Raw genomic sequence first — 23,834 nt, forward strand, 5'->3', positions numbered from 1 at the left:
GTCTCCTCACGAGCGACGGCCCCCGCATCCTAGCGCGGGGGTGGGATCGGGTCGAATCCGGGGCTCCTACCGCGCCGCACCTTGCGGCGGGCCGCGCATCGCGGCGCCGCTCGCGATGATGTTCTTCAGCTCCTCCGCGTCGGAGGAGCGGCCGAGCGCCTCCTCCAACGTGATGAGGCGCTTCGCGAACGCCATCGCGAGGCTCTGGTTGAAGGTCTGCATGCCGAACTTGGCCTGGCCGACCTGCATCTGCGAGTAGACCTGGTGCACCTTGTCCTCGCGGATGAGGTTCCGGATGGCGGGGTTCGGGACCATCACCTCGATGATGAGCACGCGGCCGGGGCCGCCGGCCTTGGGCAGCAGGTTCTGGGTGAGCACGCCCTCCAGCACGAAGGAGAGCTGCGCGCGGACCTGCGGCTGCTGGTAGGGCGGGAAGACGTCGAGGATGCGGTTGATGGTCTGGACCGCGCTGTTCGTGTGCAGCGTCGCGAAGGCCAGGTGGCCGGTCTCGGAGATCACCAGCGCCGCCTCGATGGTCTCGAGGTCGCGCATCTCGCCGACCAGCACGACGTCGGGATCCTGGCGGAGGATGTACTTGAGCGCCTTCTTGAACGAGGCGGTGTCCGCCCCGACCTCGCGCTGGTTCACCACGCAGTTCTTGTGCGGGTGCAGGTACTCGATCGGATCCTCGATCGTGATGATGTGCTCGTGCCGGTCGGTGTTGATCTTGTCGATGATCGACGCGAGCGTGGTGGACTTGCCCGAGCCGGTGGGGCCGGTGACGAGCACCAGGCCGCGCGGCTTCTTGGCCAGCTCGGCCACGATGGGCGGCAGGCCCAGCTCCTGGAACGTGAGGATCTTGAAGGGGATGGTGCGGAACGCGCCGGCCACCGCGCCGCGCTGCATGAAGACGTTGGCGCGGAACCGGGAGAGCCCCTTCACGCCGAAGGAGAGGTCGAGCTCGCTCTCCTCCTCGAACTTGTGCTTCTGCGCGTCGGTGAGGATCGAGTAGCAGAGCTGCTTCGTCTCCACCGGCGAGAGCGGCGGCGTCTTGAGCGGCACCAGCTTGCCGTCGATGCGGAGCTGGGGCGGGGACCCGGTGGTGACGTGGAGGTCGGAGGCCCCCTTCTCGACCATCGCCTTCAGGAGCTGGTGCAGGTTCGCCAAGGGGGACCGCCTCCTAGAACTTGTCCGGCGCGGTGTTGCCGACCGCCTCGGCGAGGCTGGTCATGCCGGACTTCACCTTGTTGAGGGCGCTCATGCGCAGCGTGCGGAAGCCGAGGCGGATCGCCTCCTGCTTCAGCTCGGCGGCGGAGCAGCCCTGGATGACGAGCTCCTTCAGCCCGTCCCAGAGCGGCATCACCTCGTACACCGCCACGCGCCCCTTGTAGCCGCGGTCGTTGCAGGCCTTGCAGCCGCCCGGCTCGTACACCTGGAACGTGCCGATCTCCTCGGCGGGGAACCCGGCGTCGAGCAGCGCCTGCTCGTCCGGCGCCACCGGCTTGCGGCACTCCGGGCAGAGGCGGCGGCAGAGCCGCTGCGCCACGATCGCGTTCAGCGACGCGGTCACCAGGAACGGCTCGATGCCCATGTTGAGGAGGCGGGAGACGGTGCCGGGCGCGTCGTTGGTATGCAGCGTCGAGAGCACGAGGTGTCCGGTGAGCGCGGCCTTCACGCCGATCTCGGCGGTCTCGAAGTCGCGGATCTCGCCGACCATGATGATGTCGGGGTCCTGCCGCAGGAAGCTGCGCAGCGCGGCCGCGAAGTTGAGGCCGATGTCCTCGTGCATCTGGACCTGGTTGATGCCGAAGAAGTTGAACTCCACCGGGTCCTCGGCGGTGGAGATGTTCCAGGCGACCTCGTTCAGCTTGGAGAGCGCCGAGTACAGCGTGGTCGTCTTGCCGGAGCCGGTCGGGCCGGTGACGAGCACCATGCCGTAGGGCCGGTCGATCGCCTCCATGAAGTCCTTGAGCTGCTGCTCCTCGAACCCGAGCTTGGTCATGTCGAGCTGCAGGTTCGACTTGTCGAGGAGGCGCATCACCACCTTCTCGCCGAACAGCGTCGGGCAGATGGAGACGCGGAAGTCCATCTCCTTGCCCTTGCCCAGCTTCAGCTTGATGCGCCCGTCCTGCGGCAGCCGGCGCTCGGAGATGTCGAGCTCCGACATGATCTTGAGGCGCGAGATGATGGCGTTCCGCAGCTTCATGGGCGGCTTCATCACCTCGTACAGCACGCCGTCGATGCGGAAGCGGACGCGGAAGTCCTTCTCGTAGGGCTCGACGTGGATGTCCGACGCGCCCTTCTTGATGGCGTCGAGCAGGATGAGGTTCACCAGCTTGACGACCGGCGCCTCCTCCGCGCTCTTCTCGAGGTCGACGACGTTCATGTCGTCGCCCTCGGCCTCGACGATCGCGACCTCCGAGTCGTCGAAGCCCTGCATCACCTCGTCGAGGTCGGGCCCCTTCTCCGCGTAGTACTTCTCGATCGCCTCCCGGATGGCCTGCTCCGAGGCGACCACCACCTCGACGTTGTAGCCGGTGAGGAACTTGACGTCGTCGATGGCGAAGATGTTGGACGGGTCGCTCATCGCCACGATGAGCGAGGAGCCGGCGCGGTTCACCGGGATGACCTGGTGCTTCTCCGCCGTCGCCTTGGGGACGAGCTTCAGCACCTCGTCGTCGATGTCGAAGTCCTTCAGCGAGATCGCCGGGACGCCGTACTGCTTCGAGAGGAAGCCGGTGAGGTCGCTCTCGGCGATCGCGCCCTGCTTCACCAGCAGCGAGCCGATGCGCCCTCCGGTCTTGCGCTGCTCGTCCTGGGCCTTCTGCAGCTGCTGCAGGGAGATGAGGTTCTCCCGCACCAGCAGTTCGCCGAGCCGTCCGGACATGTCGTCTTGGTCCTCGTTGCCTTCGCCGGAGCGCGGCGGGATCCGCGCGGGGAGCCCAGCGACCTTAACAGGCGCTTCCTGGGAGGGTCAAGGAACGGGCCAGGTCGAAGCCCGCGATTTGCAAGGAGAAAGCGCCGCCGTCCCTACATCGGCGCCGCCCGTTGCCGGGCGCGGCTCAGCCCGCGAGCACGCGGCGCGCCGCCTCGACGTCGCGCGCGATCTGCGCGCGCAGCGCCTCCACCGACGGGAAGCGCTGCTCGTCGCGCAGGCGGGCCAGGAAGGCGAGCCGGATGGGCGTGCCGTAGAGGTCCCGGCCGTCGAAGTCGAACAGGTGCGCCTCGGCGACCGGTGACGCCCCCGACTCCACGGTGGGTTTCACGCCCACGTTGCACACGCCGCCGTGGACCGAGGCGCCGGACAGGCCGGTCTCGCGGCGCACGCCGCCCAGCTCCGCGCGGACCACGTAGACGCCGTTCGCGGGGAGCAGGCCCGTGGTCGCCACGTTCGCGGTGGGGAACCCGAAGCCGCGCCCGCGCCCGGCCCCGCGCGCCACCTCGCCGTCGAGATCGTAGGGCCGCGTCAGCAGCTGCGCGGCGGCCTCCACGTTCCCCTCGCGCAGGAACTCGCGGACCTTGGTGGACGAGACCACCAGGCCGTCCACCGTGACCGGGTCCACCACGTGGAGCGAGATGCCGTGGCGCTCCAGCAGCGGACGGAGCGCGTCCACGCGGGCGCGGTCGCGGCCGGCGGTGAAGTCCCAGCCGACCACCACGTCGGCCACCTCGAGCCGGCCGGCCAGGTCGCGCGCCGCGAACTCGGCCGCGGGCGTGCCGGCGTAGCCGAGGTCGAACGGCTGGACCACCGCGGCGTCGAGCCCGAGGCCGGCGAGCAGCTCGAGCTTGCGCGGCAGCGGCGTGATCACGCGCGGGGCGAGCTGCGGCCGGAGCACGCGGACCGGGTGCGGCTCGAAGGTGAGCACGCCGGCGTTGCGGCCGCGCGAGGCGGCCCAGGCGCGCGCCACCTCGGCGAGCTTCTGGTGGCCGAGGTGGACGCCGTCGAAGTTCCCGATCGCGATCGCGCCGCCGCGGAGCACGCCGGCGGCGGCCGCCTGCTCGGGGGAGCGGAAGACCTGCACGCCGCCGTTCATAGGGCCGGGGCCCCGCGGCGTCAATCGCGCGGGCGTGCGGCCGTTCGCCCGCGCCGGCGCGCCGGGCACCGGGCTACAGGAACCGGCGCCCGAAGGCGCTGGGGAGCAGGGCGCCCAGGGTGGTCTCGACGCGGGCGCCGCGCGCGCCGGCGAGCACCACCGGGAGGTCCGGCCCGCCGAACTCGGCGAGCGTCTGGAGGCAGGCGCCGCAGGGCGGCGTCGGGGGGCTCGTGCCGCTCGCCACCACCACCGCGTCCAGCCGCCGGGCGCCGGCGGCCACCGCGGCGGCGACCGCGGCGCGCTCGGCGCAGACGGTCAGGCCGTAGCTCGCGTTCTCGACGTTGCACCCTGCGTGAACGGTCTCGCCGGCGCGCACCGCCGCCCCCACCTTGAAGCGCGAGTACGGGGCGTAGGCCCGCGCGCGCGCGGCGCGCGCGGCGCGGACGAGCTCGTCGTGGGGCCGGGACCGGGGCGCCACGCGCTCAGGCCTGCTGGAGGAAGCGCGCGATGGCGAGCTCCGCGTCGAGCGGGATCTCCACGAAGCGCAGGTGCGTGCCGAAGCGGCCGTCCTCGCGCGTGACCCCCAGCACCTCGGCCACCGCGCGGATCTCGTCGCCGTGGCCGGGCAGGATGAACCGCAGCTCGAACCGGCTGCCCTCGGGCGGGTGGAGGCCGTCGAAGTACACGCCGCCCAGCGCCAGGTTGCCCCGGCGCGGCTCGAAGGAGCCGCCCAGCGCGGCGTCGCGCACCAGCAGCTCCAGCGGCACCCGGCCGCTGTCGCGTCGATCCGCCTCCGGCGTCACCGTCGGTCCACCTGCCGCGTTCGGCTCACGCATGCGCTTCACCTCGGGATCGCGAGGCTAGCAGCGCCCGGCGGCGCCATCAACGCCCGGCCCGTGCGAGGAACGCCGACACCAGCGCCCCCAGCCGGTCCCTGACGCGGTCCGCGGTCGCGGCCACCTCCGCGTGCGTCAGCGGCTTTCGCACCAGCCCGGCGGCGTGGTTCGTCACCACCGACAGCCCCGCCACCGGCACGCCCATGTGGCGCGCGGCGATCACCTCCGGGACGGTGGACATGCCCACCAGGTCCGCGCCGAGCGCGCGGAGCATGCGCACCTCGGCGGGCGTCTCGTACGAGGGCCCGAGCATGCAGGCGTACACCCCGCGGGCCAGCGGGAACCCGAGCTCCGCCGCGCTCGCGTCGAGCAGCGCGCCCAGCCGCTCGTCGTACGCCTCGGACAGGTCCGGGAACCGCGGCCCGAGCCGGTCCAGGTTCTCGCCGACCAGCGGGTTCTGGCCGGAGAGGTTCAGGTGATCCGTGATGCGCACCAGGTCGCCCGGGCCGAGCGCGGGGTTCACCCCGCCGGCCGCGTTGGTGACGAGCAGCGCGCGGATGCCGAGGCCGCACAGCACCCGGGCGCCGAAGGCGACGTCCTCCGGCGACCAGCCCTCGTACGCGTGCACCCGCCCCTGCATGGCGGCGATGGGCACCGGGCCGCCCTCCGCGTCCAGCTCCCCGAGCACCAGCCGCCCGGGGTGGCCCACCACCTTGGAGACCGGAAAGCCCGGGATGCGCTCGTACGGGATGACCACCGGGTGCTGCAGGCGCTCGGCGAACGCGGACAGGCCCGAGCCCAGGATGACGCCGGCGACGGGGGTGGCCTCGGCCTGGCCGCGCACCCAGGCGAGCGCGTAGGAGAGCCGGGTGGAGAGATCGGCGCGGCGGGTCATGCCATCCTCTCGAGGAACAGGGGCGCGGCCGGGGGTGCGGCCGGGCCGATCCGGTACGCGCCGGCGAGCCGGGCGGCGATGCGCTCGCGCGGCTCGCTCCGCGGGCCGTGGTGGACGACGCAGAGCGGCTCGCCTCGCTCGACGCGGTCGCCGAGCTTCCGCTCGACGAGGATGCCCACCGCCGGATCGACCGGGTCCTCCACCCGGGCGCGCCCGGCGCCGAGCGCGACGGCGGCGAGCCCCACCGCCTCGGTGTCCACCGCCTGCACGAAGCCCGCGGCGGGCGCGGGGACCGGGTAGGTGCCGGCGGCGCGCGGCAGCCGCGAGGGGTCGCGGATGACGGCGACGTCGCCGCCCTGCGCCGCGACGATCTCCTCCAGCTTCGCGAGCCCGCTCCCGTCGGCGATGGCGCGCTCCACCGCCGCGCGCGCCGCGGCGAGCTCGGCCGCGACGCCGCCGGCGAGCAGCATCTCCGCGGTGAGCTCGACCGTGACCGCCCGCAGGTCCGCGGGCCCGCCGCCGCGCAGCAGCTCGACCACCTCCGCGACCTCCAGCGCGTTGCCCACCGCGCGGCCGAGCGGCTGGTCCATCGCGGTGAGCAGCGCGGTGACGCGCTTGCCCATCCCGCGCCCGATGGCCGCGAGCGTGCGCGCCAGCGCCCGCGCGTCCTCCGGCCGCTTCATGAACGCGCCCGAGCCGACCTTCACGTCCAGCACGAGCGCGTCGATCCCCTCGGCCAGCTTCTTCGACATGATCGAGGCGGCGATGAGCGGGATCGACTCCACCGTGGCGGTCACGTCGCGGAGCGCGTACAGCTTGCGGTCCGCCGGCGCGAGGCGCGCGGTCTGGCCGACGAGGCAGGCGCCCACCTCGCGCACCAGCGCGCGGAAGCGCTCCACCGGCAGGTCCACCCGGAACCCGGGGATCGCCTCCAGCTTGTCGAGCGTGCCGCCGGTGTGGCCCAGGCCGCGCCCGGAGATCATCGGCACCTTCACGCCGCAGGCGGCCGCGAGCGGCGCCAGCGCGAGCGAGACCTTGTCGCCCACGCCGCCGGTGGAGTGCTTGTCCACCTTGGCGCCCGGGACGTCGGAGAGGTCGAGCACGTCGCCGGAGCGGAGCATCGCCTCGGTGAGCGCGCGCACCTCGCCGTCGTCCATGCCGCGGAAGAACACCGCCATGCAGAACGCCGCCATCTGGTAGTCGGGCACCTCGCCGCGGGTGAACCCGTCCACCAGCGCCGCGATGGCGTCCGCGGGCAGGGGCCTGCCGTCGCGCTTCGCGTGGATGATCTCGTAGGCGCGCAAGCGGCCCTCCCGGCGCCCGGCGTCGGCGCGTGCTCCGAGCCTAGCGCACGGGGCGGCGCCGCGCGACGGCGGCGGCGGGGCCCGGGCGGGCGTTCACCAGATGATCGACTCGACCAGCTCGTCCACCATGTCCCCGAGCCGCTCGATGCCGTGCGACTTGGAGAGGAAGCCGTCGGCGCCGGCCTGCTCGGCGATGGGCTCGAGCTCCTCGTCGGTCTTCGAGCTGAACAGGATGATGGGGATCTTCTCGGTGTGGAAGTCCTGCTTCAGCACGCGCACGATGTCCTTGCCCGAGATGTCCGGCATCATGAGGTCGGTGAGGATCACCTCGGGCTGGAACCCGTCCAGCTGCGCCTGGAACTCCAGCAGGTTGGAGGCGGTCGCGACGCGGTAGCCGCGGTCCTCGAGCACGGCCTTCTCCATCTCGAGCGTGATCGCCGAGTCGTCGAGCAGGAGGATGCGCTTCTTCTCGGCCATGTCGGTTCGCCTCCCGCCGGGAGCTCCGGTCCGCCGCTACAGGGCGGCCAGCGCGTACTCGGCCGCGCGCGCGAACGCGCTGCCGTCCTCGGGGATGTCCGGATAGTACCCCAGGAACGCCTGCGCCCGTCCGTCGGGGCGGCGCCGGTAGGCCTCCAGGGCGTTGCGGTACGCCAGCCGGGCCCGCACCACGTCCCGCTGCGCCTCGCGGCAGCGGCCCAGGTAGTAGTGGCCGAGCGCGAGATCGGGGTCGAGGAACAGCGCGCGCGAGAGCTCCAGCGCGGCCCCCTCGGCGTCGCCGCCCGAGAGCAGGTGGATCCCGTAGAACAGGTGCGCCTCGGCGCTGAGCGGCTCGAGCGCGAGCGCGGCCTCGTAGCTGGCGCGGGCCCGGTCCGGCTGGCGCAGCACGCCGTACAGGTTCGCGAGCGTGAGGCGCGCGGCCAGGTCGTCGCCGCCCTTCTCCAGCAGCCGCTCCAGCAGCTCGCGCGCGGCGCCGAACCGGCCGTCCGCGAACAGCGCCACGGCGGCGTCCAGGTACTCCTGCGGCGCGAGGGGCAGCGGCTCGGGATCGGGCGCGGGCGCCGAGGGCCGCGCGGCGGGCGGCGGCGCGAACGCGAGGTGGCGCACCGGCGGCGGCGCCGCCGGCATCTGCACCAGGTGCGGGCGGGACGGCGGCGGCAGCGGGGCGGACGGGCCGGCGCGGGTCGGCGCCTCGGGGCGGCGGTACAGGAACGCGCCGGACACCTCGGTCAGCTCGAACCCGTCGAACAGGCGGAACAGCGACTCCGAGTAACCCAGGAACAGGTAGCCGCCCGGCGCCAGCGCCTCGTGGAACTGCGCCAGCACCGCCTGCGTGGTGGGCGTGTCGAAATAGATGATGACGTTGCGGCAGAACACGACGTCCCAGCCGCCCTCGGCCGGGCGCGGGAACGCGGACGACACCAGGTTGTGCGGGCGGATGGCGCGCAGGTACCGGCGCAGGCCGGCGCGCACGTGGAACGCGTCGCCGTCCCGGTCGAAGTGCCGGCCGAGGAAGTGCGGGGGGATCTCGCGGACGCGCCGGGGCTCGTAGGCGCCGCGCGCCGCGAACGCGACCGCCTCGGGGTTCACGTCGGTGGCGAGGATCTCGACGTCGTCCGGGCTGGCCCCGGCCTCGGAGGCGGCCATCGCGATCGAGTACGGCTCCTCGCCCGTGGCGCAGCCGGCGGACCAGATGGCCACGCGCCGGCCGCCGGAGCGCGCGCGCTCGAGCAGGCCCGGCAGGATCGCGTCGAGCGCCCGGAACTGCCGCTCGTCGCGGAAGAAGCTGGTCTTGCCCACCGTGACGAGCGGCAGCAGGCGCCGCAGCTCCTCGTCGCCGGCGCCCGAGCGGAGCAGCGCGAGGTACGCGCCGGAGTCGGCCACCGCGGCGAGGGCCTCGAGGCGCGCCGCCACGGCGATGCGCAGCGCGGAGTGGCCCTCGCGGCGCACGTGGAGCCCGACGCGCTCCTTGAGCAGCGCGGCCAGGTCCAGCAGGTGCTCGGACGCGACGGGCTTCACCGCGCCAGCTCCCGGAGCGCGCGCGGGATCTCGTCCACCGGCAGCACCCGGTCCACCGCCCCGAGCTCCACCGCGGCGCGCGCCATCCCGAACACCGCGCTGGTGGCCTCGTCCTGCGCCAGCGTGGGACCGCCCGCGTCCTTGATGACGCGCAGCCCCTCGGCGCCGTCCCGGCCCATGCCGGTGAGCAGCACGCCGCAGCAGCGGCGCCCGTACTGCCGCGCCGCGGAGGTGAACAGCGGCGTCACCGAGGGGCGGAACGTGTCCACCGGCGGGGCGTCGGAGAGCCGCGCCACCCCGTCGCCCAGGACCAGGTGGCGCCCGGTCGGCGCGATGATCACCCGGCCGGCGCGCAGCGGCTCGCCGTCGCGCGCCTCGCGCACGTCGAGGCGCGACTCCTGCGCGAGCCAGCCGGCGAGGCCGGCGGTGAAGCCGTCGGCGATGTGCTGGACCACCGCGATGGGCGCGGCGAAGTCGGGCGGGAGGCCGCGGAGCACCGCCGCCAGAGCGCGGGGGCCGCCGAGCGAGGCGCCGATCACCACCACCTCGACGCGGGCGGCGCGGGCCGGCGCGGCGTCGCGGCGCTCCCGCAGGCCGCGCAGGTGGCGGATCACCTTCACGCCGGCGAGCAGCCGCAGCCGCGAGCGGATGAGCCGCCCGTACTCGCCCAGGTCGGCGCTCGCCGACGGCTTCTCCAGGATGTCGAGCGCGCCCAGCGAGAGGGCGCGGAAGCCCGCCGCCTCGGTGGGGTTCGCGGTGAGCACCAGGATGGGCGTGGGCGTCTCCGCCATGATCCGCGCGATGCCCGAGTAGCCGTCGGCGTCGGGCATGTGCAGGTCCATGGTGACGACGTCGGGCCGCAGCGCGCGGGTCATGGCCGCCGCCGCGTCGCCGTCGGCCGCGACCGCCGCCACCTCGAAGCCCGGCTCGGCCGCGACGACGCGCGCGAGCAGCTCGCGGAACAGCTCCGAGTCGTCGGCGACCAGCACGCGGATGGGCCGGTCCCCCGCGGCCAGGCTCACGTGGGGACCCCGCACAGCCGCTCGAGCGTGACCGCGAGGCTCTCCGCGTCGAGCTCGCCCTTCACCAGGTACGCGTCGGCGCCGGCGTCCACGCCCCGCCGCCGCTCCTCGGGCGCGGAGAGCGAGGACATGATCACGATGGGCAGCTTCACGAAGCGCGGCGTCGCCTTCACCCGGCGGGTGAGGTCGATGCCATCGAGCACCGGCATCTGCACGTCGGTGACGAGCAGGTGGTACTGGCCGTTCTGCAGCCGCGCCCAGCCGTCCTCGCCGTCCACCGCCTCGTCCACCTCGTGGCCGAGCGAGCGGAGCAGCGCGGCCTCGGCCTCGCGCGCGATGGCGCTGTCGTCCACCAGCAGGATCCGGAGCCGGCGGCGGTCGCGCCCGCGGGTCATGGCGGGCGAGGCGAGCCGGCGCGCGGCGTTCACCAGGTCCGGGGTGGAGAGCAGCACCGCCACGCGCCCGTCCTCCAGCGCCGCGGCGCCGGTGACGAAGCGCATGCCCTTCAGGAACGCGCCCGGGGCCTTCACCGCCACCTCGCGCTCGCCGTGCAGGCCGTCCACCACCACCGCCGCGCCCTCGGAGCCGTGGCTCACGTACACGACCATGGGGCGCTGCGCGCGCGGGCCGCCGTTCAGCGAGAGCAGCGGCCCGAGCGCCACCACCGGCATGAGCCGGTTGCGGTAGCGCACCGCGCGGATGCCGGCCACCTCGGTGGTGTCCCTGGGGTCGAGCCGGCCCACGCTGTCCACGTCCACCGCCGGGACGCCGTAGACGTCGTCGTCGATGCGGACCAGCAGGACCTTCATGAGCGACAGCGACTGCGGCATGCGCAGCGTGAAGCGCGTGCCCTTGCCCGGGCTCGACTCCACCGTCACCGACCCGCCCAGCGCGGTCACGCGCTTGCGGACCACGTCGAGCCCCACCCCGCGGCCGCTGGTCTCGCCGGCCTGCTCGCGGGTGGAGAACCCGGGGGTGAAGATGAGGTCCAGGGCGGCGCGCGAGGAGAGGCTCGCCGCCTGCTGCTCGCCGATGAGCCCCTTGCGCAGCGCCGCGGCGCGCACCGTGGCCGGGGTGATGCCGCGCCCGTCGTCGTCCACCGTCACCGCGAGCAGGTCGCCGTCGGTCCGCGCCGAGATGGTGATGCGCCCCACCCGCGGCTTCCCGGCGCGCTCGCGCTCGTCGGGCGCCTCGACGCCGTGGTCCACCGAGTTGCGCACCAGGTGGACGAGCGGGTCGTTCAGCGAGAGCAGGATGGACTTGTCCACCCCGGTCTCGGCGCCGCGCACCACGCACTCGACCTCCTTGGCCTGCTCGTGCGCCATGTCGCGCACCGCCCGGGGGAAGCCGGCCAGCACGCCGGAGAGGGGGATGAGGCGGGCCTCGCCGATGCGCTCGGAGAGCTGGCCCAGCTGCGCGTGCGCGCTGGAGGCGGCCTCCGAGTGGACGCGCGCGAAGCGGAAGGTGTCGGAGCGGAGCAGGTGGACGTCGCCCTCGATCTGCTCGACGAGCTTCGCGGTGCGCGGGTCGCGCACGCGCTCGGCGAGCGCGACGACGCGGTCGGAGATGCGCGCCCAGCGGGCGAACAGGCCGACCAGGTCCCTGGAGCGGCGCATCGCGCGCGCGCCCTCGACCATCACGTCGCCGGCCAGGGCGGCGATCTCGTCGAGGCGATCCACGTCCACGCGGATGGACGCGGCCGGCTTGTCCCCGCGCAGCTCGGCGCGCGGCGCCTCCTCGACGTGGGAGGCGGCGGCCGGCGGCGGGGCGGGCTCGGCGGGCTCGGCCGGCGGCGCGGACGCGGACGCCGGGGCCGGAGCCGGCGCGGCGGGTGCGGCGGCGGCCGCGGCGGGCTCCGGCGCGGGCCCGCCGGAGATGAGCGCGCGCATCCGCTCGGCCAGCGCGGTCGCGGCCGCGCCGCCGTCGGCGGGCGCGTCGAGCATGGGCAGGATGGTGTCGCACGCGCGGAGCAGCGCGTCGATCCGGTCGCCCGGGCGCTCCGCCGGGAGCGCCTTCAGGAGGTCCTCCGCCGCGTGCACCACGGTGGAGATCCCGGCGAAGCCCATCATCCGGGCCTCGCCCTTCAGCGTGTGGAGCTCGCGGGCCAGCTCCTCGCGCACCTCGGGCGTCGCGGCGCCGCGCTCGATCTCGAGCAGCGCCGCCGAGATCTTCTCCACGCGGTCCGCGGTGGTCTCGCGGAAGCGCGGGAGCAGCTTCTGGCGGATCTCTTCGGAGATGCCCATGGCGGCGGCGGTCGGCGGGGCGCCCCGCGGCTACTCGACCTTGAAGCGCTTCACCAGCTCGGCGAGCCGCTCGGCCAGCTTGGTCAGCTCGGAGGCGGCGCCGGTGGCCTGCTTCGACCCGGTCTGCGCCTGGCGGGTGACCTCCTCGATCTCCGACATCGACTGCACCACCTGCTCGGTGGCCGTCCGCTGCTGCTGGGTGGCGAGGTGGATGACGCGCGCGGCGTCGCTGGTCTCCTGGATGCCGGAGAGGATGCCGGAGACGCTCGTCATCGCGTTGCCGCCGAGCTGCTCGCCCTCGGCCGCCATCCGCTTGTTGCCGTCCGACGCCTCCTTGGCGGCGTGGGTGGCCTCGCGGATCTCGGTGATGAGGTTCTTGATCTCCTTGGTGGACTCCAGGACGTTCTCGGCCAGCCGCCGCATCTCGGCCGCCACGATGGAGAACCCGCGCCCGGCCTCGCCCGCCTTGGCGCCCTCCAGCGCCGCGTTGAGCGCGAGCAGGTCGGAGCGGTCGGCGATCTCGTCGATCACCTCCACCACCGTGCCGATGCGCTCCACGCGCTTCGACAGCTTGGCGATGGCGTCGTCCACCTCGACCGCGTTGTGCCGCACCTTCTCCATCGAGGACATGAACGACTTGATGGCGCCCTCGCCCTGCTTCGCCCCGGTGAGCGTCTGCTCGGCGATGGCGGCCACCATCTGCGCGTTCTCGGCGATCTGGTGCGAGGCGCCCTTCAGCTCCTCCATCGTGGCGGTGGTCTCGTGGATGGCCGAGGCCTGCGCGCTGGTGGAGGACTCGTTCTGCGTGGCGGCGGCGAGCACCTCGGCCGAGGAGGTGGAGAGCTGCAGGGCCGCCTCGCGGATCTCCGTGACGAAGCGCTTCAGCGTCTCCATCACCTGGCCGATGCCGGCGATGAGCGGCGTGAGCGCCGCGTCGCTGACGCCCAGCCGCATCGTGCCCGAGAGGTCGCCCTGGATGACCAGGCGGATCATCGCCTCGATCGCCTCGTCCACGCCGGCGGTGACGACCTGCACGCGCTGCCGCGACGTGTCCAGCTGCTCCACCGCGTGGTCGGCGGCGGCGTTGGCGGCCTCGGCGATCCCGCGGAGCATGGGGTCGGCGAAGCTGGCGACGTCGAGGCGCGCCGCCCCGTGCTCGCCGGCCGCGAACGCGCGCAGGAACGCCTCGACCTGCAGCGCGTCGCCGGCGGGGACGCCCGCCTTGCGGGCGGGCCGCGCGGCGCGGGCGGGCTTCTTCTTCGGCTTGTCGAGTTCGGAGGGGTCGCGCATCGGTGTGGGCCTCTTCAGGCGGTGAGCTCGGGCGCGGCGAGGGAGCGCTCGCGCACCAGGGTGGGGAGATCGACGAGGAGCAGCGGCGCCTCGTCCAGCATGACGAGGCCGGTGACGGCGCCGGAGACGAGGCAGGCGGCGGCGAACGCGGGGAGCGGCTGGACGTCGGCCTCCGGCACGCTGCGGACCCCGACCACCTGGTCCACCACCAGCGTGCGTTCGGTCGCGCCCTCGTGGCTCGCCACCACGATGCCGCGCTCGCGGCCGAACGGCGCGCCCAGCGCGCTCTCCAGCACCAGGTCGTCCTCGGAGACGTCGCGCACGGCGCCGATCCGCACCGCGTCGTGCACCACGGCCGCGAACACGCGCGCGCCCACCTGGAACAGGAGGATCTCGCTGGTGGGCTCGGTCACGCCGCCGGGCCCCCCGCCGGAACGGCGCGCGCGCGGGCGGTCTCCACGAGGCGCGGCAGGTCCAGCACCGCCACCGTCCCGGCGCGATCGCGCCCGACGCCGGAGAGGAACTCGGCCACGCCGGAGGACTCGGCCGGCGGCGGCTCGATGGCGCGCCGCGGGATCGAGACCAGCCCCTCCACGCCCTCCGTCACCACCGCCACCTTCCACGGGCCGCAGTGCACGATGGCGGCGCGGGTGCTGGCGCGGATGGGGACGGCGCCGTGGCCCACCAGCAGGCCGATGTCGAGCACCGGCAGCACCTCGCCACGGTGCGTGAACACGCCGGGGAGGAAGGCGGGGGCGGCGGGCAGCCGCGTGAGCGGTCCCAGGCGCACGACCTCGGTGACCAGCGGCGCCTCGAACGCGTAGCGCGCGCCGAGCAGGCGGAGGCAGAAGTACCAGGCGTCGGCGCCCGTCGCGTCGGTGGGCTTCGGGTCGGCCATTCGGCGCGGGATTATCCGCGAGGGTGGGACGGCCGGGCAAGATCGGTGCTAATTTCTCCCGCCCCGAGGGAACGCGTGAAGGTCCTCATCTGCTGCGAGAGCGAGATCATCCTACAGGTGACCGGGATGGCGCTGGAGGCCGCCGGTCACCAGGTGGCGCTGGAGCGCGAACCGCACGCGCTCTTGCCGCACGTGCAGGGCGCCGCGGCGCTGCTGGTGGACGCGGGCCGCGCCCGGCAGGCGCCCGCGCTCCTGCGCGATCGCGGCTTCACCGGCCGGTCGCTGCTGGTGGGTGAGGGTGCGCAGGAGGAGCTTGCCCGCGCCGCCGCCGAGCTGACGCTGGACGGCGCGGTGGCCTCGCCGGCCACCGACGACTTCGCGCAGCGCTTCACCGCCGCGGTGGGCGCGCGACGCCGCGTCCTCATCGTGGACGACTCCGAGATCGTCGCGCGCCTGCTGCAGGAGGAGCTCGAGGCGAAGGGCTTCGAGATCCACTACGCGCCCGACGCCGAGAAGGCGACCTCGATCATCCTGAAGCGCCAGACCCGCCCCGACCTCATCCTCCTCGACGTCAACATGCCGAAGGTGGACGGCGGGCAGTTCTGCCGCTTCGTGAAGAAGAACGAGCGCTTCCGGTCGATCAAGGTGCTGTTCTGCTCGGGCGAGGACAAGGAGAAGGTCCAGCGCCTGGTGGCGGAGTGCGGCGCCGACGGCTTCCTCTCGAAGGGCGAGCTGCTCGGCAAGTGGATCGCCGAGAACGCCGGCTGACGCGGTGTCAGAGCGCGCCCGGCGAGCCGGCCGCGCAGGCCAGGTTCGACGCGGCGTCCGGGCCCGCGGGATCGCGCTTCACCGCCGCGGCGTTCGCGCACACCGGCGCGACGCCGCCCGCCCCGAAGCTCGCCACCGTCTCGCCGCGCCCGTCCAGCAGGAGCAGCTCCGGCGGGCGATCGTTCGCGATGCCGCCGAGCAGCGCGGTGGCGCCGCAGGCGAGCACGCGCGTCCCCGCCGGCAGCGCGTACCGACCGTCGTAGGCGCCGCCCGCGACCAGCACCACCTCGCCCGGCGCGACCGCCGCGTCCTGCGGGAGCGCGCACGAGGAGAGCGCGCCCGTGGCCGTGCGCTTCGCGAGCCGGTGGCCGTACAGGTCGAGCGGCCCGTCGCCCAGGTTCGCGAGCTCCGCGTACTCCCCGCCCGCCTCCGGCGTGGCCGCGTCGGCGCGGACCTCGGTGAGGACGGGCGCCGGCGGCGGGCCCGCGGCGGCGCCGGTCTCGAACGACGCGATCGACGGCCGGCGGCGGCCCTCGGCGTCGAGCACCGGCCGGCCGTCCGCCGCGCGGGCGCGCGAGGAGAGCACGAGCGCGTACGCCGCGTGGGCGCGGAGCGGCGCGTCCGGCCGGAGCGCCGCGCGCGTCCCGTCCGCGTCCAGCGCCGCCCGCGCCGGCACCGCCTGCGCGAGCCCGGCCGCGCCCTCCTCCGACTCGACCGCCTCGAGCGCCGCCTTCACCGCGTCGGCCGGCACGAGCACGAGGCGCGCCCCGTCGGCGAGGCCGGCGGGGTCCACCGGCGCGCTGAACGTCACCGCCGCCTCGGCCAGCTCCGGCGCCACGCCCGGCCCGGCCGGCTCGAGCGCGACCACCCGCACGTGCGGCGCGGCCTCGGGGAGCCCGCAGCCCGCGACGAGCGCCGCCGCGCAGAGCGCCGCGACGGCACCCCGCCCGCGACACCGGCTCACCGCGGCACCCCCGCGCCGCCGGTGACCGCGTCCAGCTCGGCGCCGAGCCGCGCGATCTCGAGCTCCAGCTCGGCGCGGGCCAGCGCCTCGGCCGGCGGCGCGAGCAGCAGCCGGACCCGGAGCCGCTGCCGCTCGAAGTGGAGCCGCGTCGCCCGCGCCACCGCCTCGTCGCGCCGCCGCGCGCGCGCCGCGTCCTGCGCGGCGGCCTGGAGCTCGCCCGGCGCGGCCGCCAGCCGGCCCAGGTCCCAGGAGGCGCGGACGAGGAAGGTGTTGCCGGGCGCGAGGCGCAGGTAGTCCACCTCGCCCGAGCCCTGCAGCCCCACCACGCGGTTCGACTGCTCCTCGTGGCGGTACTCGGCGGTGATGCGCGGCAGGAGCGCCGCGAGCCGCGCGCGCGCCGGGAACGAGCCCGAGAGGGCGCCGGCGCGCTCCGCCCGGCGGGCGGCCGCGGCCTGGAGCGCGGCGACCTCGGCGTCGGCCGCGTCGTCCGCGGCGGCGGGATCGGCGGCGCGGACCGCGGCGACCGGCGGCGCGGCGTAGACGATGGCGTACGGCGCGCCGGCCGGCGGCGGCGCGGCGCGGGGCTGGGCGCGCGCGGACGTCGCGGCGGCGCAGAGCACCAGCGCGGCGGTGACGAGGTGGGGCGAGGCCATGCGCGCGGGCGAGAGCACGCGCCGGACCAGGCGCGCGCGGCCGTCGTTCCGCGACCTTGCGCGGTGGGCGCGGGACGCACCTCGGCCCCGCGGTCCGCCGCCCGGGCGGTCCCGCGGGCCGGGGACAGGTGCAGCCCCACCCACGCACGCGCGACCCGAGGGGCTACCGCGACCCGGCCCCGCACGCGCTCCCGGTGCAACGACTCCCGGTACGCGTCGGCCCCGCACCCCGCGGGCGCCCGGCGCGCGACCGGACGTGCGGCACGGCGCAGCCCCATCCGGCCGCCGTTCCACGGGAATCCGATCGGCCTCCGGGTGTGTGCGCGCTCCCCCGCCGCGCCCACACCGTCCCGCGGTGCGGGGACGCCGCGTGGTGCCCGGCTTGCACGGAGTGCGGGGCCGACCCTGGAGGCGAGATGGAGCGGAAGAAGATCCTGCTCGTGGACGACTCGAGCACCGTGCTGCTGATGGAACGCATGATCCTCGCGAAGAGCGCGTACGACGTGGTCACGGCGCGCGACGGCCAGGAGGGGGTCGAGAAGGCGCGGGAGGAGAAGCCGGACCTCATCCTGATGGACGTGGTCATGCCGCGGATGGACGGCTTCGAGGCGTGCCGCAAGCTCCGCGAGCACGAGGAGACGGCGGCCATCCCGGTGATCATGGTGACCACCCGCGGCGAGCTGGCCAGCGTCGAGACCGGCTACGCGAGCGGCTGCACCGACTACGTCACCAAGCCCATCAACGGCCTCGAGCTGCTCGCCAAGGTGCGCAGCTGCCTGGGCCAGTAGCCGGAGCGCGACGCGCATGAGCGATCTCCGTGGCAAGCCGGGCGGCACCGGCCGCGACCTCCAGCAGGTGAACGAGAAGCTGCGCGAGCTCATCAGCTCGCTGCGGACCGAGAAGGAGCGGCTCTCCGAGTCGCGCCTCTCCGCCGCCACGCCGCCGCCCGCCCCGGCCGCGGCCGAGCCGTCGCCGCCGGCGGCGGTGGACCTCGAGAAGAAGCGGCTCGCGGCCGAGCTGGCGCTGGCGCGCGAGGCGGTCGAGCACGCCACCGCCGAGCGGGCGCGGCTGCGCGACCGGCTGGCCGAGATCGAGGCCGAGCACCAGCGCGTGTCCGACGACTACGTGGCGGTGGAGGAGCGCCACTCCGAGCTGGCGCAGCTCTTCGTCGCGCTGGAGCGGCTGCACGGCGCCCCCACGCGCGCCGAGGTGCTCACCGCCCTGCAGGAGATCGTCATCAACGTGGTGGGCACCGAGGAGCTGGCGCTGCTCGAGGTGCGCGGCGACCGGCTGGTGCTGGCGCACGCGTTCGGCGTGGCCCCCGGCCCGCTCCGCGACATCGCGCTCGGCCAGGGCGCCATCGGCCGCACCGCCCGGACCGGCCGCCTCTACGTGGCGGGCCGCGACGGCTCGCCCGACGAGGCGGACCGCGACCTCACCGCCTGCATCCCGCTCCGCGTCGGCGACCGCGTCACCGCGGTGCTCGCGATCTTCCGCCTGCTCGGCCACAAGCCGGGCCTGGGCGAGTCGGACCAGGCGGTCTTCGACCTGCTCTCGGCGCACGCGGGCCTGGCGCTCCACCTCCGCGCGCAGGCCGAGCGCGCAGGCGCGGCGAGCTGACCGTGACCCGCACCACCGGCGCAGCGCCGGATCGAGCGGCCCCGGCGGCCGGGGAGACCCCGGGCGGCGGCGGCCGCGCCCAGCTGTACCTGCACGCCGGCCAGATCGCCGTGGCGGCCGAGCCGACCGCCATCGTCACGGTGCTGGGCTCCTGCGTGGCGGTGTGCCTGCACGATCCGGTGGCGCGGGTGGGCGGGATGAACCACTTCCTCCTGCCGCTGCACGTCGAGCGCGAGCAGTCGGCGCGCTTCGGCACGGTGGCGGTCCCGCAGCTGGTCGAGGCGGTGGTGCGGGCCGGGGCGCGCCGCGCGAGCCTGGTCGCGAAGGTCTTCGGCGGCGCCAGCGTCATCGGCGCGTTCCGCGGCGCGCGCAACCTCGGCGACGAGAACGTACAGCTCGCGCTGCGCCTCCTCGACGAGGCCCGCATCCCGGTGCTCGACCGCGACGTCGGCGGCGCGCGGGGCCGCAAGCTCATCTTCCACGTGGACGACGGCGCCGCCTGGGTGCGGCAGCTCTAGGGGAGCGGTGATGGACGAGCTCGAGATCGATCGCGAGGCGCTGCTCGCCACGTTCCTGGCGGAGGCGGACGAGACCTTCGCGCACATGGAGCAGCAGCTCCTCGCCCTGGAGCGCACGCCGGAGGACGACGAGTTCCTGAACGCGCTGTTCCGCGACGTGCACACGCTGAAGGGCGCTGCCTCGCTGGTCTCCTTCGACGGCGCCCGCGACGTGGCGCACGACCTCGAGGACGTGCTGGAGCGCCTCCGGCAGAAGACGCTGGCGGTCACCGACACGCTGGTGACGCTGCTGCTCCAGTCGGTGGACGTGCTCCGCCGGGCGGTGGCCGAGGCCGCGGCCGGCGGCGCCGCGTCGGAGGCGGTGCTGGCGTTCCGCGCCCGGCTGGCCGAGGCCGCCCGGGCGGCGGTGGCCGAGCGCGCCGCGCCCGCGGGCGGCGGCGAGGCGCCGGACGCGCACGAGCCGCACGCGCCGCACGCCTCGGCGGCGCGCACGCTGCGCGTGGACGTGGGCAAGCTCGACCGCATGCTCAACCTCTCCGGCGAGATCGCGATCGCGCGCGGGCGCCTGGGCGAGATGCTGGAGCGGCGCGGCGGCGTGTCGCCGGAGGACGCGCTCGACGCGCACCGCGAGGCGGACCGGCTCTACCTCGACCTGCAGGAGCTGATCATGAAGGCCCGCATGGTGCCCATCGGGCCGACGTTCCACCAGCACGTGCGGACGCTGCGCGACCTCGCCGCCGGCCTGGGGAAGCAGGCCCGGCTGGTGATGGAGGGCGAGGACGTCGAGGTGGACACCGCCGTCATCGAGCACATCCGCGACCCGCTGCTGCACATGGTCCGCAACGCGCTCGACCACGGCATCGAGCTGCCGGACGAGCGGCGCGCCGCGGGCAAGCCGCCGGTGGGCACGCTCACGCTGCGCGCGTTCCACGACGCGGGCAGCATGGTGGTGCAGGTGCTGGACGACGGGCGCGGGCTGGACGTGCGGCGCATCGCGCAGCAGGCGGTGGCGCGCGGGCTCGCCACCGATCCCGCCCGCATCGGCCCGGAGGACGCCGCCGGCCTGATCTTCGAGCCGGGCCTGTCCACCGCCGACGCGGTCACCGAGCTGTCCGGCCGCGGGGTGGGCATGGACGTGGTCCGGCGCAACATCGAGGCGCTGCGCGGCTCGGTCTCGGTGGAGAGCGAGCCGGGGCGCGGCACCGCCATCACCCTGCGCGTCCCGCTCACCCTCGCCATCATCCAGGGCTTCAAGGTGGGCGTGGGCGGCGAGACGTACATCCTCCCGCTCGACGCGGTCTCCGAGTGCCTGGAGCTGCCGCCGGAGGAGACGCGGGCCGGCGCGCCCTGGGGCGTCATCAACGTGCGCGGCAAGCCGCTCCCGTACCTGCGGTTGCGCGACCACTTCAAGGTGGCCGGCGCCCCGCCGCAGCGCGAGAACGTGGTGGTGGTGCAGCACGGCGCCCAGGTCGCGGGCGTGGCGGTGGACGTGCTGCACGGCGAGAGCTCGACGGTGATCAAGCCGCTGGGCGGGCTGGTGGGCACCGTGGCCGGCGTCTCGGGATCGTCGATCCTGGGCAACGGTCGGGTGGCCCTGATCCTGGACGTGGCGGGCATCCTGCGCGAGACGCTCCGGCGGGCGGCGGCGCAGGCGGCCGCCTGAGGCATCGCGAACCGGAGGGAGGAACCATGGCCGAGAGCACCGAGAGCGCGCAGCGCGCACAGTACCTGTCCTTCTCGCTGGGGGGCGCCGAGTACGGCGTCGGCATCCTCAAGGTGAAGGAGATCCTGCAGTACGAGACGATCACGCGCGTGCCGTCCACGCCGCGCTCCGTCCGCGGCGTCATCAACCTGCGCGGCGCGGTGGTGCCGGTGGTGGACCTGGGCGTGAAGTTCGGCCTGGCCGAGACCGAGGTCACCCGCCTCACCTGCATCCTCATCGTCGAGGCGCTGCTCGACGGGCAGCCCACGGTGGTGGGCGTGATGGCGGACGCGGTCCGCGAGGTCATCGAGCTCGGGTTCGACGACGTCGAGCCGCCCCCGTCCTTCGGCACGCAGGTCCGCGTGGACTTCCTGCTCGGCATGGGCAAGGTCGGGAAGCGCTTCGTGCTGCTGCTCGACATCGACCGGGTGATCTCCGCCGACGAGAAGGAGTTCGCCGAGGCGGTGCGCGACGGCCTGCCCGAGGCCGAGGCGCCCGCCGCCGAGGACGCCGGCGAGGCCGCCGCCGCCGCGCCCGAGCCGGCCGCCCCCGAGGCGCCGCCCGCCCCGTGAGCCCCGCCGCCGAGGAGGGCGCGCCCCGCCGCGCCGCGCCGGTCGAGCCGCGCCCGCTCGCGACGGTGAGCGACCGCGACTTCCTGCGCTTCCAGGCGCTCATCAACCGCGAGGCGGGGATCTGGCTCGCGCCGGTGAAGAAGGCGCTGCTGGTGGGCCGGCTGGCGCGCCGCCTGCGCGAGCTGGGGATGCACGGCTACGGCGAGTACTTCGACCGCGTGGTGGAGGACGGCGCCGAGCGGGTGCGGATGCTCGACGCGATCTGCACCAACGAGACGCACTTCTTCCGCGAGCCGCGCCACTTCGAGCTGCTGGCCGAGCGGATCTTCCCGGCCTGGGTGGCCGAGGCGGACGCGGGCCGGCGGCCGCGCCGGGCGCGGGTGTGGAGCGCGGCCTGCTCGACCGGCGAGGAGCCCTACTCGCTCGCCATGTCGCTGCTGGCCGGGCTGCCGGGCTGGGAGGTGGAGATCCTCGCCACCGACCTGTCCACCAAGGTGCTGGCGCGCGCCGAGGACGCGCTGTGGCCGGTGGAGAAGGCGAAGGAGATCCCGACGCCGTACCTGAAGGCGTACATGCTGCGGGGCTTCGGCAGCCAGGAGGGCCTCATGAAGGCCGGGCCGGAGCTCCGGCGCCTGATCCGCTTCGCGCGCCTGAACCTGAGCCAGGAGCCGTACCCGGCCATCGGCCACTTCGACCTCGTGTTCTGCCGGAACGTCCTCATCTACTTCGACCGCGACACGAAGGCCAAGGTGGTGAACCGGCTCATCGACCGGCTGGTGCCGGGCGGCCACCTGTTCCTCGGCCACGCCGAGAGCCTGGGCGGCCTCTCCACCCGGGCGCGCGCGGTCGTGCCCACCGTCTACCAGCTCGCCGACCCGCCGCCGGCGCGCCCGGCCTGAGGTCCTGCCCGTGGCCCCGCGCATCCTGGTGGTGGACGACTCGGCAGTGGTCCGGATGGCGCTCTCCCAGATCCTGGGGCGCGCCGGGCTGGAGGTCGAGACCGCCATCGACCCGCTGGTGGCGATGGACAAGATGCGCCGCGCCCGCCCCGACGCGATCGTCCTCGACATCGAGATGCCGCGCATGGACGGGCTCACCTTCCTGGACCGCGTCATGGCCCAGGACCCGGTGCCGGTGGTGGTGTGCTCGGGCCTGGCGGGGCCGGGGAGCGAGGTGGCGCTGCACGCGCTGGAGCACGGCGCGGTGGACGTCATCGAGAAGCCGCGCCTCGGGGTGAAGGGCTTCCTGGAGGACTCCGCGCGCCGGATCGTGGAGGTGGTCCGCGCCGCCACGCAGGCCCGGCTGCGGGCCCGGGTCCGGGCGCTGCGGCCGCTGCCCCGGCCGCCGGCCGGCGCCCAGCCGCGTCCCGCGCCCCGCCTCGCGCCGCGGCCCGGGCGCGCCGAGCTGGTGGTGGTGGGCGCCTCCACCGGCGGCACCGAGGCGCTCCGCGTGCTGCTCGAGGCGATGCCGGCCGACGCGCCCGCCATCGCGGTGGTGCAGCACATGCCGGAGGTGTTCACGGCGCAGTTCGCGAAGCGGCTCGACAAGCTGTGCCGCATCGAGGTGAAGGAGGCCGCCGACGGCGACCGGCTGCTGCCCGGTCGCGCGCTGGTGGCGCCCGGCAACCGTCACCTCTCGGTGAAGCGCGCCGGCGGGCTGGTGGCGGTGGTGTCCGACGGGCCGCCGGTCTCGCTGCACCGGCCCAGCGTGGACGTGCTGTTCCACGCCGCGGCGCGGGTGGCGGGCCCGGGCACCCTGGGCATCCTGCTCACCGGCATGGGCGACGACGGCGCGGACGGGCTGCTGGAGCTGCGGCGGGCCGGCGCGCACACCGTCGCGCAGGACGAGTCCACCTCGGTCGTGTTCGGGATGCCGAAGGAGGCCATCGCCCGCGGCGGGGCCGTCGAGGTGCTCCCGCTGCCGCGCATCGCGCCCGCCGTGCTGGCCTGGGCGCGGTAGGGGCCTACTCGACCTCGTCGAGCCAGGCCATCTGGATGGCCTCGAGCACCTTCTCGCTCGACTTCTCGGGATCGTCGGCGAAGCCGGGGAGCTCGCGCACCCAGCGGTGCAGGTCGGTGAAGCGCACCGAGAGCGGCGCCACGCCGGGGTGGCGGTCCGCCAGCTCGATCGCGATGTCCCGCACGTCCGTCCACTTCATGTTCGCCTCCAGCGCCGGCCGCGGCGGCCGCGGCTCACGACGCGATGCGGTTGCCGGGGATGCGGACCACCACGTCCTCGCCGCCGACGCAGGCCTGGCACCCGAGCCGCGAGCTGGGCGCGAGCCCGGCCGCCTCGTTCAGCTTGTCGTCCTCGCGGTCGCCGATCTCGGAGAGCGACGCGAGCCCCTGCTCGATCCAGACGTGGCAGGTGGTGCACGCCGCGACCCCGCCGCAGTTGTGCGGCAGGTCCACGTCGGCGGCCTCCGCCGCGTCGAGGATCGAGGTCCCCGCCGGCACCTCGGCCGACTTCCCGTCCGGGAGGAAGGTCACCTTGGGCACG

General features: G+C 74.9%; 26 protein-coding genes. 8 read left to right on the forward strand and 18 right to left on the reverse strand.

Going from position 1 to position 23,834, the window contains the following annotated elements; all coding sequences use genetic code 11:
• Positions 1–66: 66 nt before the first annotated feature.
• From ACOQFB_RS17985 to ACOQFB_RS18050, 14 genes are all read right to left on the reverse strand, one after another.
• Positions 67–1,167, reverse strand: a complete 1,101-nt coding sequence (locus ACOQFB_RS17985) for a type IV pilus twitching motility protein PilT (RefSeq protein WP_059436695.1) — start codon at positions 1,165–1,167, stop codon at positions 67–69.
• 13 nt (positions 1,168–1,180) lie between these two features.
• A complete protein-coding gene (gene pilB, locus ACOQFB_RS17990) occupies positions 1,181–2,887 on the reverse strand; it encodes a type IV-A pilus assembly ATPase PilB (protein WP_059436694.1) in 1,707 nt (568 codons plus the stop codon).
• Positions 2,888–3,062: 175 nt separating this feature from the next.
• Positions 3,063–4,034, reverse strand: a complete 972-nt coding sequence (gene ribF, locus ACOQFB_RS17995) for a riboflavin biosynthesis protein RibF (protein ID WP_421608999.1) — start codon at positions 4,032–4,034, stop codon at positions 3,063–3,065.
• Positions 4,035–4,107: 73 nt separating this feature from the next.
• Complete coding sequence (locus ACOQFB_RS18000; protein WP_421609000.1) at positions 4,108–4,512, reverse strand: cytidine deaminase; 405 nt, start codon at positions 4,510–4,512, stop codon at positions 4,108–4,110.
• Between the two features lie 4 nt (positions 4,513–4,516).
• Complete coding sequence (locus tag ACOQFB_RS18005) at positions 4,517–4,870, reverse strand: PilZ domain-containing protein (RefSeq protein WP_421609001.1); 354 nt, start codon at positions 4,868–4,870, stop codon at positions 4,517–4,519.
• Positions 4,871–4,916: 46 nt separating this feature from the next.
• Positions 4,917–5,765, reverse strand: coding sequence for a purine-nucleoside phosphorylase (locus ACOQFB_RS18010; RefSeq protein WP_421609002.1), 849 nt, complete (start codon positions 5,763–5,765; stop codon positions 4,917–4,919).
• Positions 5,762–7,069 (reverse strand): thymidine phosphorylase, encoded by a 1,308-nt coding sequence (locus tag ACOQFB_RS18015; RefSeq protein WP_059436689.1) that lies wholly within the window; start codon positions 7,067–7,069, stop codon positions 5,762–5,764. Before ACOQFB_RS18015 ends, ACOQFB_RS18010 begins: the two co-directional genes overlap by 4 nt.
• Positions 7,070–7,162: 93 nt before the next feature.
• Positions 7,163–7,546, reverse strand: coding sequence for a response regulator (locus ACOQFB_RS18020; protein WP_059436685.1), 384 nt, complete (start codon positions 7,544–7,546; stop codon positions 7,163–7,165).
• Positions 7,547–7,582: 36 nt separating this feature from the next.
• A complete protein-coding gene (locus ACOQFB_RS18025; RefSeq protein ID WP_059436684.1) occupies positions 7,583–9,085 on the reverse strand; it encodes a CheR family methyltransferase in 1,503 nt (500 codons plus the stop codon).
• Complete coding sequence (cheB, locus tag ACOQFB_RS18030; RefSeq protein ID WP_421609003.1) at positions 9,082–10,107, reverse strand: chemotaxis-specific protein-glutamate methyltransferase CheB; 1,026 nt, start codon at positions 10,105–10,107, stop codon at positions 9,082–9,084. Before cheB ends, ACOQFB_RS18025 begins: the two co-directional genes overlap by 4 nt.
• On the reverse strand, positions 10,104–12,350 hold the full coding sequence (locus ACOQFB_RS18035) for a hybrid sensor histidine kinase/response regulator (protein ID WP_421609004.1): 2,247 nt from the start codon (positions 12,348–12,350) through the stop codon (positions 10,104–10,106). Before ACOQFB_RS18035 ends, cheB begins: the two co-directional genes overlap by 4 nt.
• Positions 12,351–12,380: 30 nt before the next feature.
• Positions 12,381–13,640, reverse strand: coding sequence for a methyl-accepting chemotaxis protein (locus ACOQFB_RS18040; RefSeq protein WP_059439469.1), 1,260 nt, complete (start codon positions 13,638–13,640; stop codon positions 12,381–12,383).
• Positions 13,641–13,654: 14 nt separating this feature from the next.
• On the reverse strand, positions 13,655–14,053 hold the full coding sequence (locus tag ACOQFB_RS18045) for a chemotaxis protein CheW (RefSeq protein WP_059439470.1): 399 nt from the start codon (positions 14,051–14,053) through the stop codon (positions 13,655–13,657).
• Positions 14,050–14,538: a chemotaxis protein CheW gene (locus ACOQFB_RS18050; RefSeq protein WP_011419669.1), complete on the reverse strand. Its 489-nt coding sequence runs from the start codon at positions 14,536–14,538 to the stop codon at positions 14,050–14,052. Before ACOQFB_RS18050 ends, ACOQFB_RS18045 begins: the two co-directional genes overlap by 4 nt.
• Positions 14,539–14,613: 75 nt before the next feature.
• Here ACOQFB_RS18050 and ACOQFB_RS18055 point away from each other — a divergent pair, with 75 nt between their 5' ends.
• Positions 14,614–15,306 carry a response regulator gene (locus tag ACOQFB_RS18055; protein ID WP_059439471.1) on the forward strand — a complete coding sequence of 231 codons (693 nt, stop codon included), beginning with the start codon at positions 14,614–14,616 and terminating at the stop codon, positions 15,304–15,306.
• A gap of 7 nt (positions 15,307–15,313) precedes the next feature.
• On the opposite strand, the gene ACOQFB_RS18060 is transcribed toward ACOQFB_RS18055, so the two are convergent.
• Both ACOQFB_RS18060 and ACOQFB_RS18065 read right to left on the reverse strand, forming a co-directional pair.
• Positions 15,314–16,270: a lamin tail domain-containing protein gene (locus ACOQFB_RS18060; protein WP_421609005.1), complete on the reverse strand. Its 957-nt coding sequence runs from the start codon at positions 16,268–16,270 to the stop codon at positions 15,314–15,316.
• Positions 16,267–16,923, reverse strand: a complete 657-nt coding sequence (locus ACOQFB_RS18065) for a hypothetical protein (RefSeq protein ID WP_421609006.1) — start codon at positions 16,921–16,923, stop codon at positions 16,267–16,269. Before ACOQFB_RS18065 ends, ACOQFB_RS18060 begins: the two co-directional genes overlap by 4 nt.
• Positions 16,924–17,339: 416 nt before the next feature.
• Here ACOQFB_RS18065 and ACOQFB_RS18070 point away from each other — a divergent pair, with 416 nt between their 5' ends.
• The 7 genes from ACOQFB_RS18070 to ACOQFB_RS18100 are packed head-to-tail and all read left to right on the forward strand — an operon-like array spanning position 17,340 to position 23,294.
• The gene (locus tag ACOQFB_RS18070) at positions 17,340–17,711 is read left to right on the forward strand and encodes a response regulator (protein ID WP_011419665.1); all 372 of its coding nucleotides are present in this window, start codon (positions 17,340–17,342) and stop codon (positions 17,709–17,711) included.
• A 16-nt stretch (positions 17,712–17,727) separates the two neighbouring features.
• Positions 17,728–18,543 (forward strand): GAF domain-containing protein, encoded by an 816-nt coding sequence (locus ACOQFB_RS18075; RefSeq protein WP_059438339.1) that lies wholly within the window; start codon positions 17,728–17,730, stop codon positions 18,541–18,543.
• Between the two features lie 2 nt (positions 18,544–18,545).
• A complete protein-coding gene (locus ACOQFB_RS18080) occupies positions 18,546–19,061 on the forward strand; it encodes a chemotaxis protein CheD (RefSeq protein WP_059438340.1) in 516 nt (171 codons plus the stop codon).
• Between the two features lie 10 nt (positions 19,062–19,071).
• The gene (locus tag ACOQFB_RS18085; RefSeq protein WP_421609007.1) at positions 19,072–20,724 is read left to right on the forward strand and encodes a chemotaxis protein CheA; all 1,653 of its coding nucleotides are present in this window, start codon (positions 19,072–19,074) and stop codon (positions 20,722–20,724) included.
• Positions 20,725–20,750: 26 nt separating this feature from the next.
• Entirely contained in the window at positions 20,751–21,335 is a 585-nt protein-coding gene (locus tag ACOQFB_RS18090) for a chemotaxis protein CheW (protein WP_059438342.1), read from the forward strand.
• Positions 21,332–22,234 carry a CheR family methyltransferase gene (locus ACOQFB_RS18095; protein ID WP_421609008.1) on the forward strand — a complete coding sequence of 301 codons (903 nt, stop codon included), beginning with the start codon at positions 21,332–21,334 and terminating at the stop codon, positions 22,232–22,234. Before ACOQFB_RS18090 ends, ACOQFB_RS18095 begins: the two co-directional genes overlap by 4 nt.
• Positions 22,235–22,244: 10 nt before the next feature.
• Positions 22,245–23,294 carry a protein-glutamate methylesterase/protein-glutamine glutaminase gene (locus ACOQFB_RS18100; RefSeq protein ID WP_082100271.1) on the forward strand — a complete coding sequence of 350 codons (1,050 nt, stop codon included), beginning with the start codon at positions 22,245–22,247 and terminating at the stop codon, positions 23,292–23,294.
• A gap of 4 nt (positions 23,295–23,298) precedes the next feature.
• Here the strand turns inward: ACOQFB_RS18100 and iscX are convergent, their stop codons facing one another.
• Both iscX and ACOQFB_RS18110 read right to left on the reverse strand, forming a co-directional pair.
• Complete coding sequence (iscX, locus tag ACOQFB_RS18105; protein WP_011419658.1) at positions 23,299–23,493, reverse strand: Fe-S cluster assembly protein IscX; 195 nt, start codon at positions 23,491–23,493, stop codon at positions 23,299–23,301.
• A gap of 34 nt (positions 23,494–23,527) precedes the next feature.
• Positions 23,528–23,833 carry a 2Fe-2S iron-sulfur cluster-binding protein gene (locus ACOQFB_RS18110; RefSeq protein WP_011419657.1) on the reverse strand — a complete coding sequence of 102 codons (306 nt, stop codon included), beginning with the start codon at positions 23,831–23,833 and terminating at the stop codon, positions 23,528–23,530.
• Position 23,834: the final 1 nt, after the last annotated feature.

This window comes from Anaeromyxobacter sp. Red801, from assembly GCF_049201065.2.
Lineage (GTDB): Bacteria > Myxococcota > Myxococcia > Myxococcales > Anaeromyxobacteraceae > Anaeromyxobacter.

What these genes read in the sequence shown, in the direction of transcription:
- ACOQFB_RS18075 (WP_059438339.1), top strand. Translation starts at nt 17,728, where the DNA reads ATGAGCGATCTCCGTGGCAAGCCGGGCGGCACCGGCCGCGACCTCCAG.
- ACOQFB_RS18005 (WP_421609001.1), bottom strand. Translation starts at nt 4,870, where the DNA reads ATGCGTGAGCCGAACGCGGCAGGTGGACCGACGGTGACGCCGGAGGCG.
- ACOQFB_RS18040 (WP_059439469.1), bottom strand. Translation starts at nt 13,640, where the DNA reads ATGCGCGACCCCTCCGAACTCGACAAGCCGAAGAAGAAGCCCGCCCGC.
- ACOQFB_RS18065 (WP_421609006.1), bottom strand. Translation starts at nt 16,923, where the DNA reads ATGGCCTCGCCCCACCTCGTCACCGCCGCGCTGGTGCTCTGCGCCGCC.
- ACOQFB_RS18020 (WP_059436685.1), bottom strand. Translation starts at nt 7,546, where the DNA reads ATGGCCGAGAAGAAGCGCATCCTCCTGCTCGACGACTCGGCGATCACG.
- ACOQFB_RS18010 (WP_421609002.1), bottom strand. Translation starts at nt 5,765, where the DNA reads ATGACCCGCCGCGCCGATCTCTCCACCCGGCTCTCCTACGCGCTCGCC.
- iscX (WP_011419658.1), bottom strand. Translation starts at nt 23,493, where the DNA reads ATGAAGTGGACGGACGTGCGGGACATCGCGATCGAGCTGGCGGACCGC.
- ACOQFB_RS18085 (WP_421609007.1), top strand. Translation starts at nt 19,072, where the DNA reads ATGGACGAGCTCGAGATCGATCGCGAGGCGCTGCTCGCCACGTTCCTG.
- ACOQFB_RS18035 (WP_421609004.1), bottom strand. Translation starts at nt 12,350, where the DNA reads ATGGGCATCTCCGAAGAGATCCGCCAGAAGCTGCTCCCGCGCTTCCGC.
- ACOQFB_RS18050 (WP_011419669.1), bottom strand. Translation starts at nt 14,538, where the DNA reads ATGGCCGACCCGAAGCCCACCGACGCGACGGGCGCCGACGCCTGGTAC.
- pilB (WP_059436694.1), bottom strand. Translation starts at nt 2,887, where the DNA reads ATGTCCGGACGGCTCGGCGAACTGCTGGTGCGGGAGAACCTCATCTCC.
- ribF (WP_421608999.1), bottom strand. Translation starts at nt 4,034, where the DNA reads ATGAACGGCGGCGTGCAGGTCTTCCGCTCCCCCGAGCAGGCGGCCGCC.
- ACOQFB_RS18070 (WP_011419665.1), top strand. Translation starts at nt 17,340, where the DNA reads ATGGAGCGGAAGAAGATCCTGCTCGTGGACGACTCGAGCACCGTGCTG.
- ACOQFB_RS18090 (WP_059438342.1), top strand. Translation starts at nt 20,751, where the DNA reads ATGGCCGAGAGCACCGAGAGCGCGCAGCGCGCACAGTACCTGTCCTTC.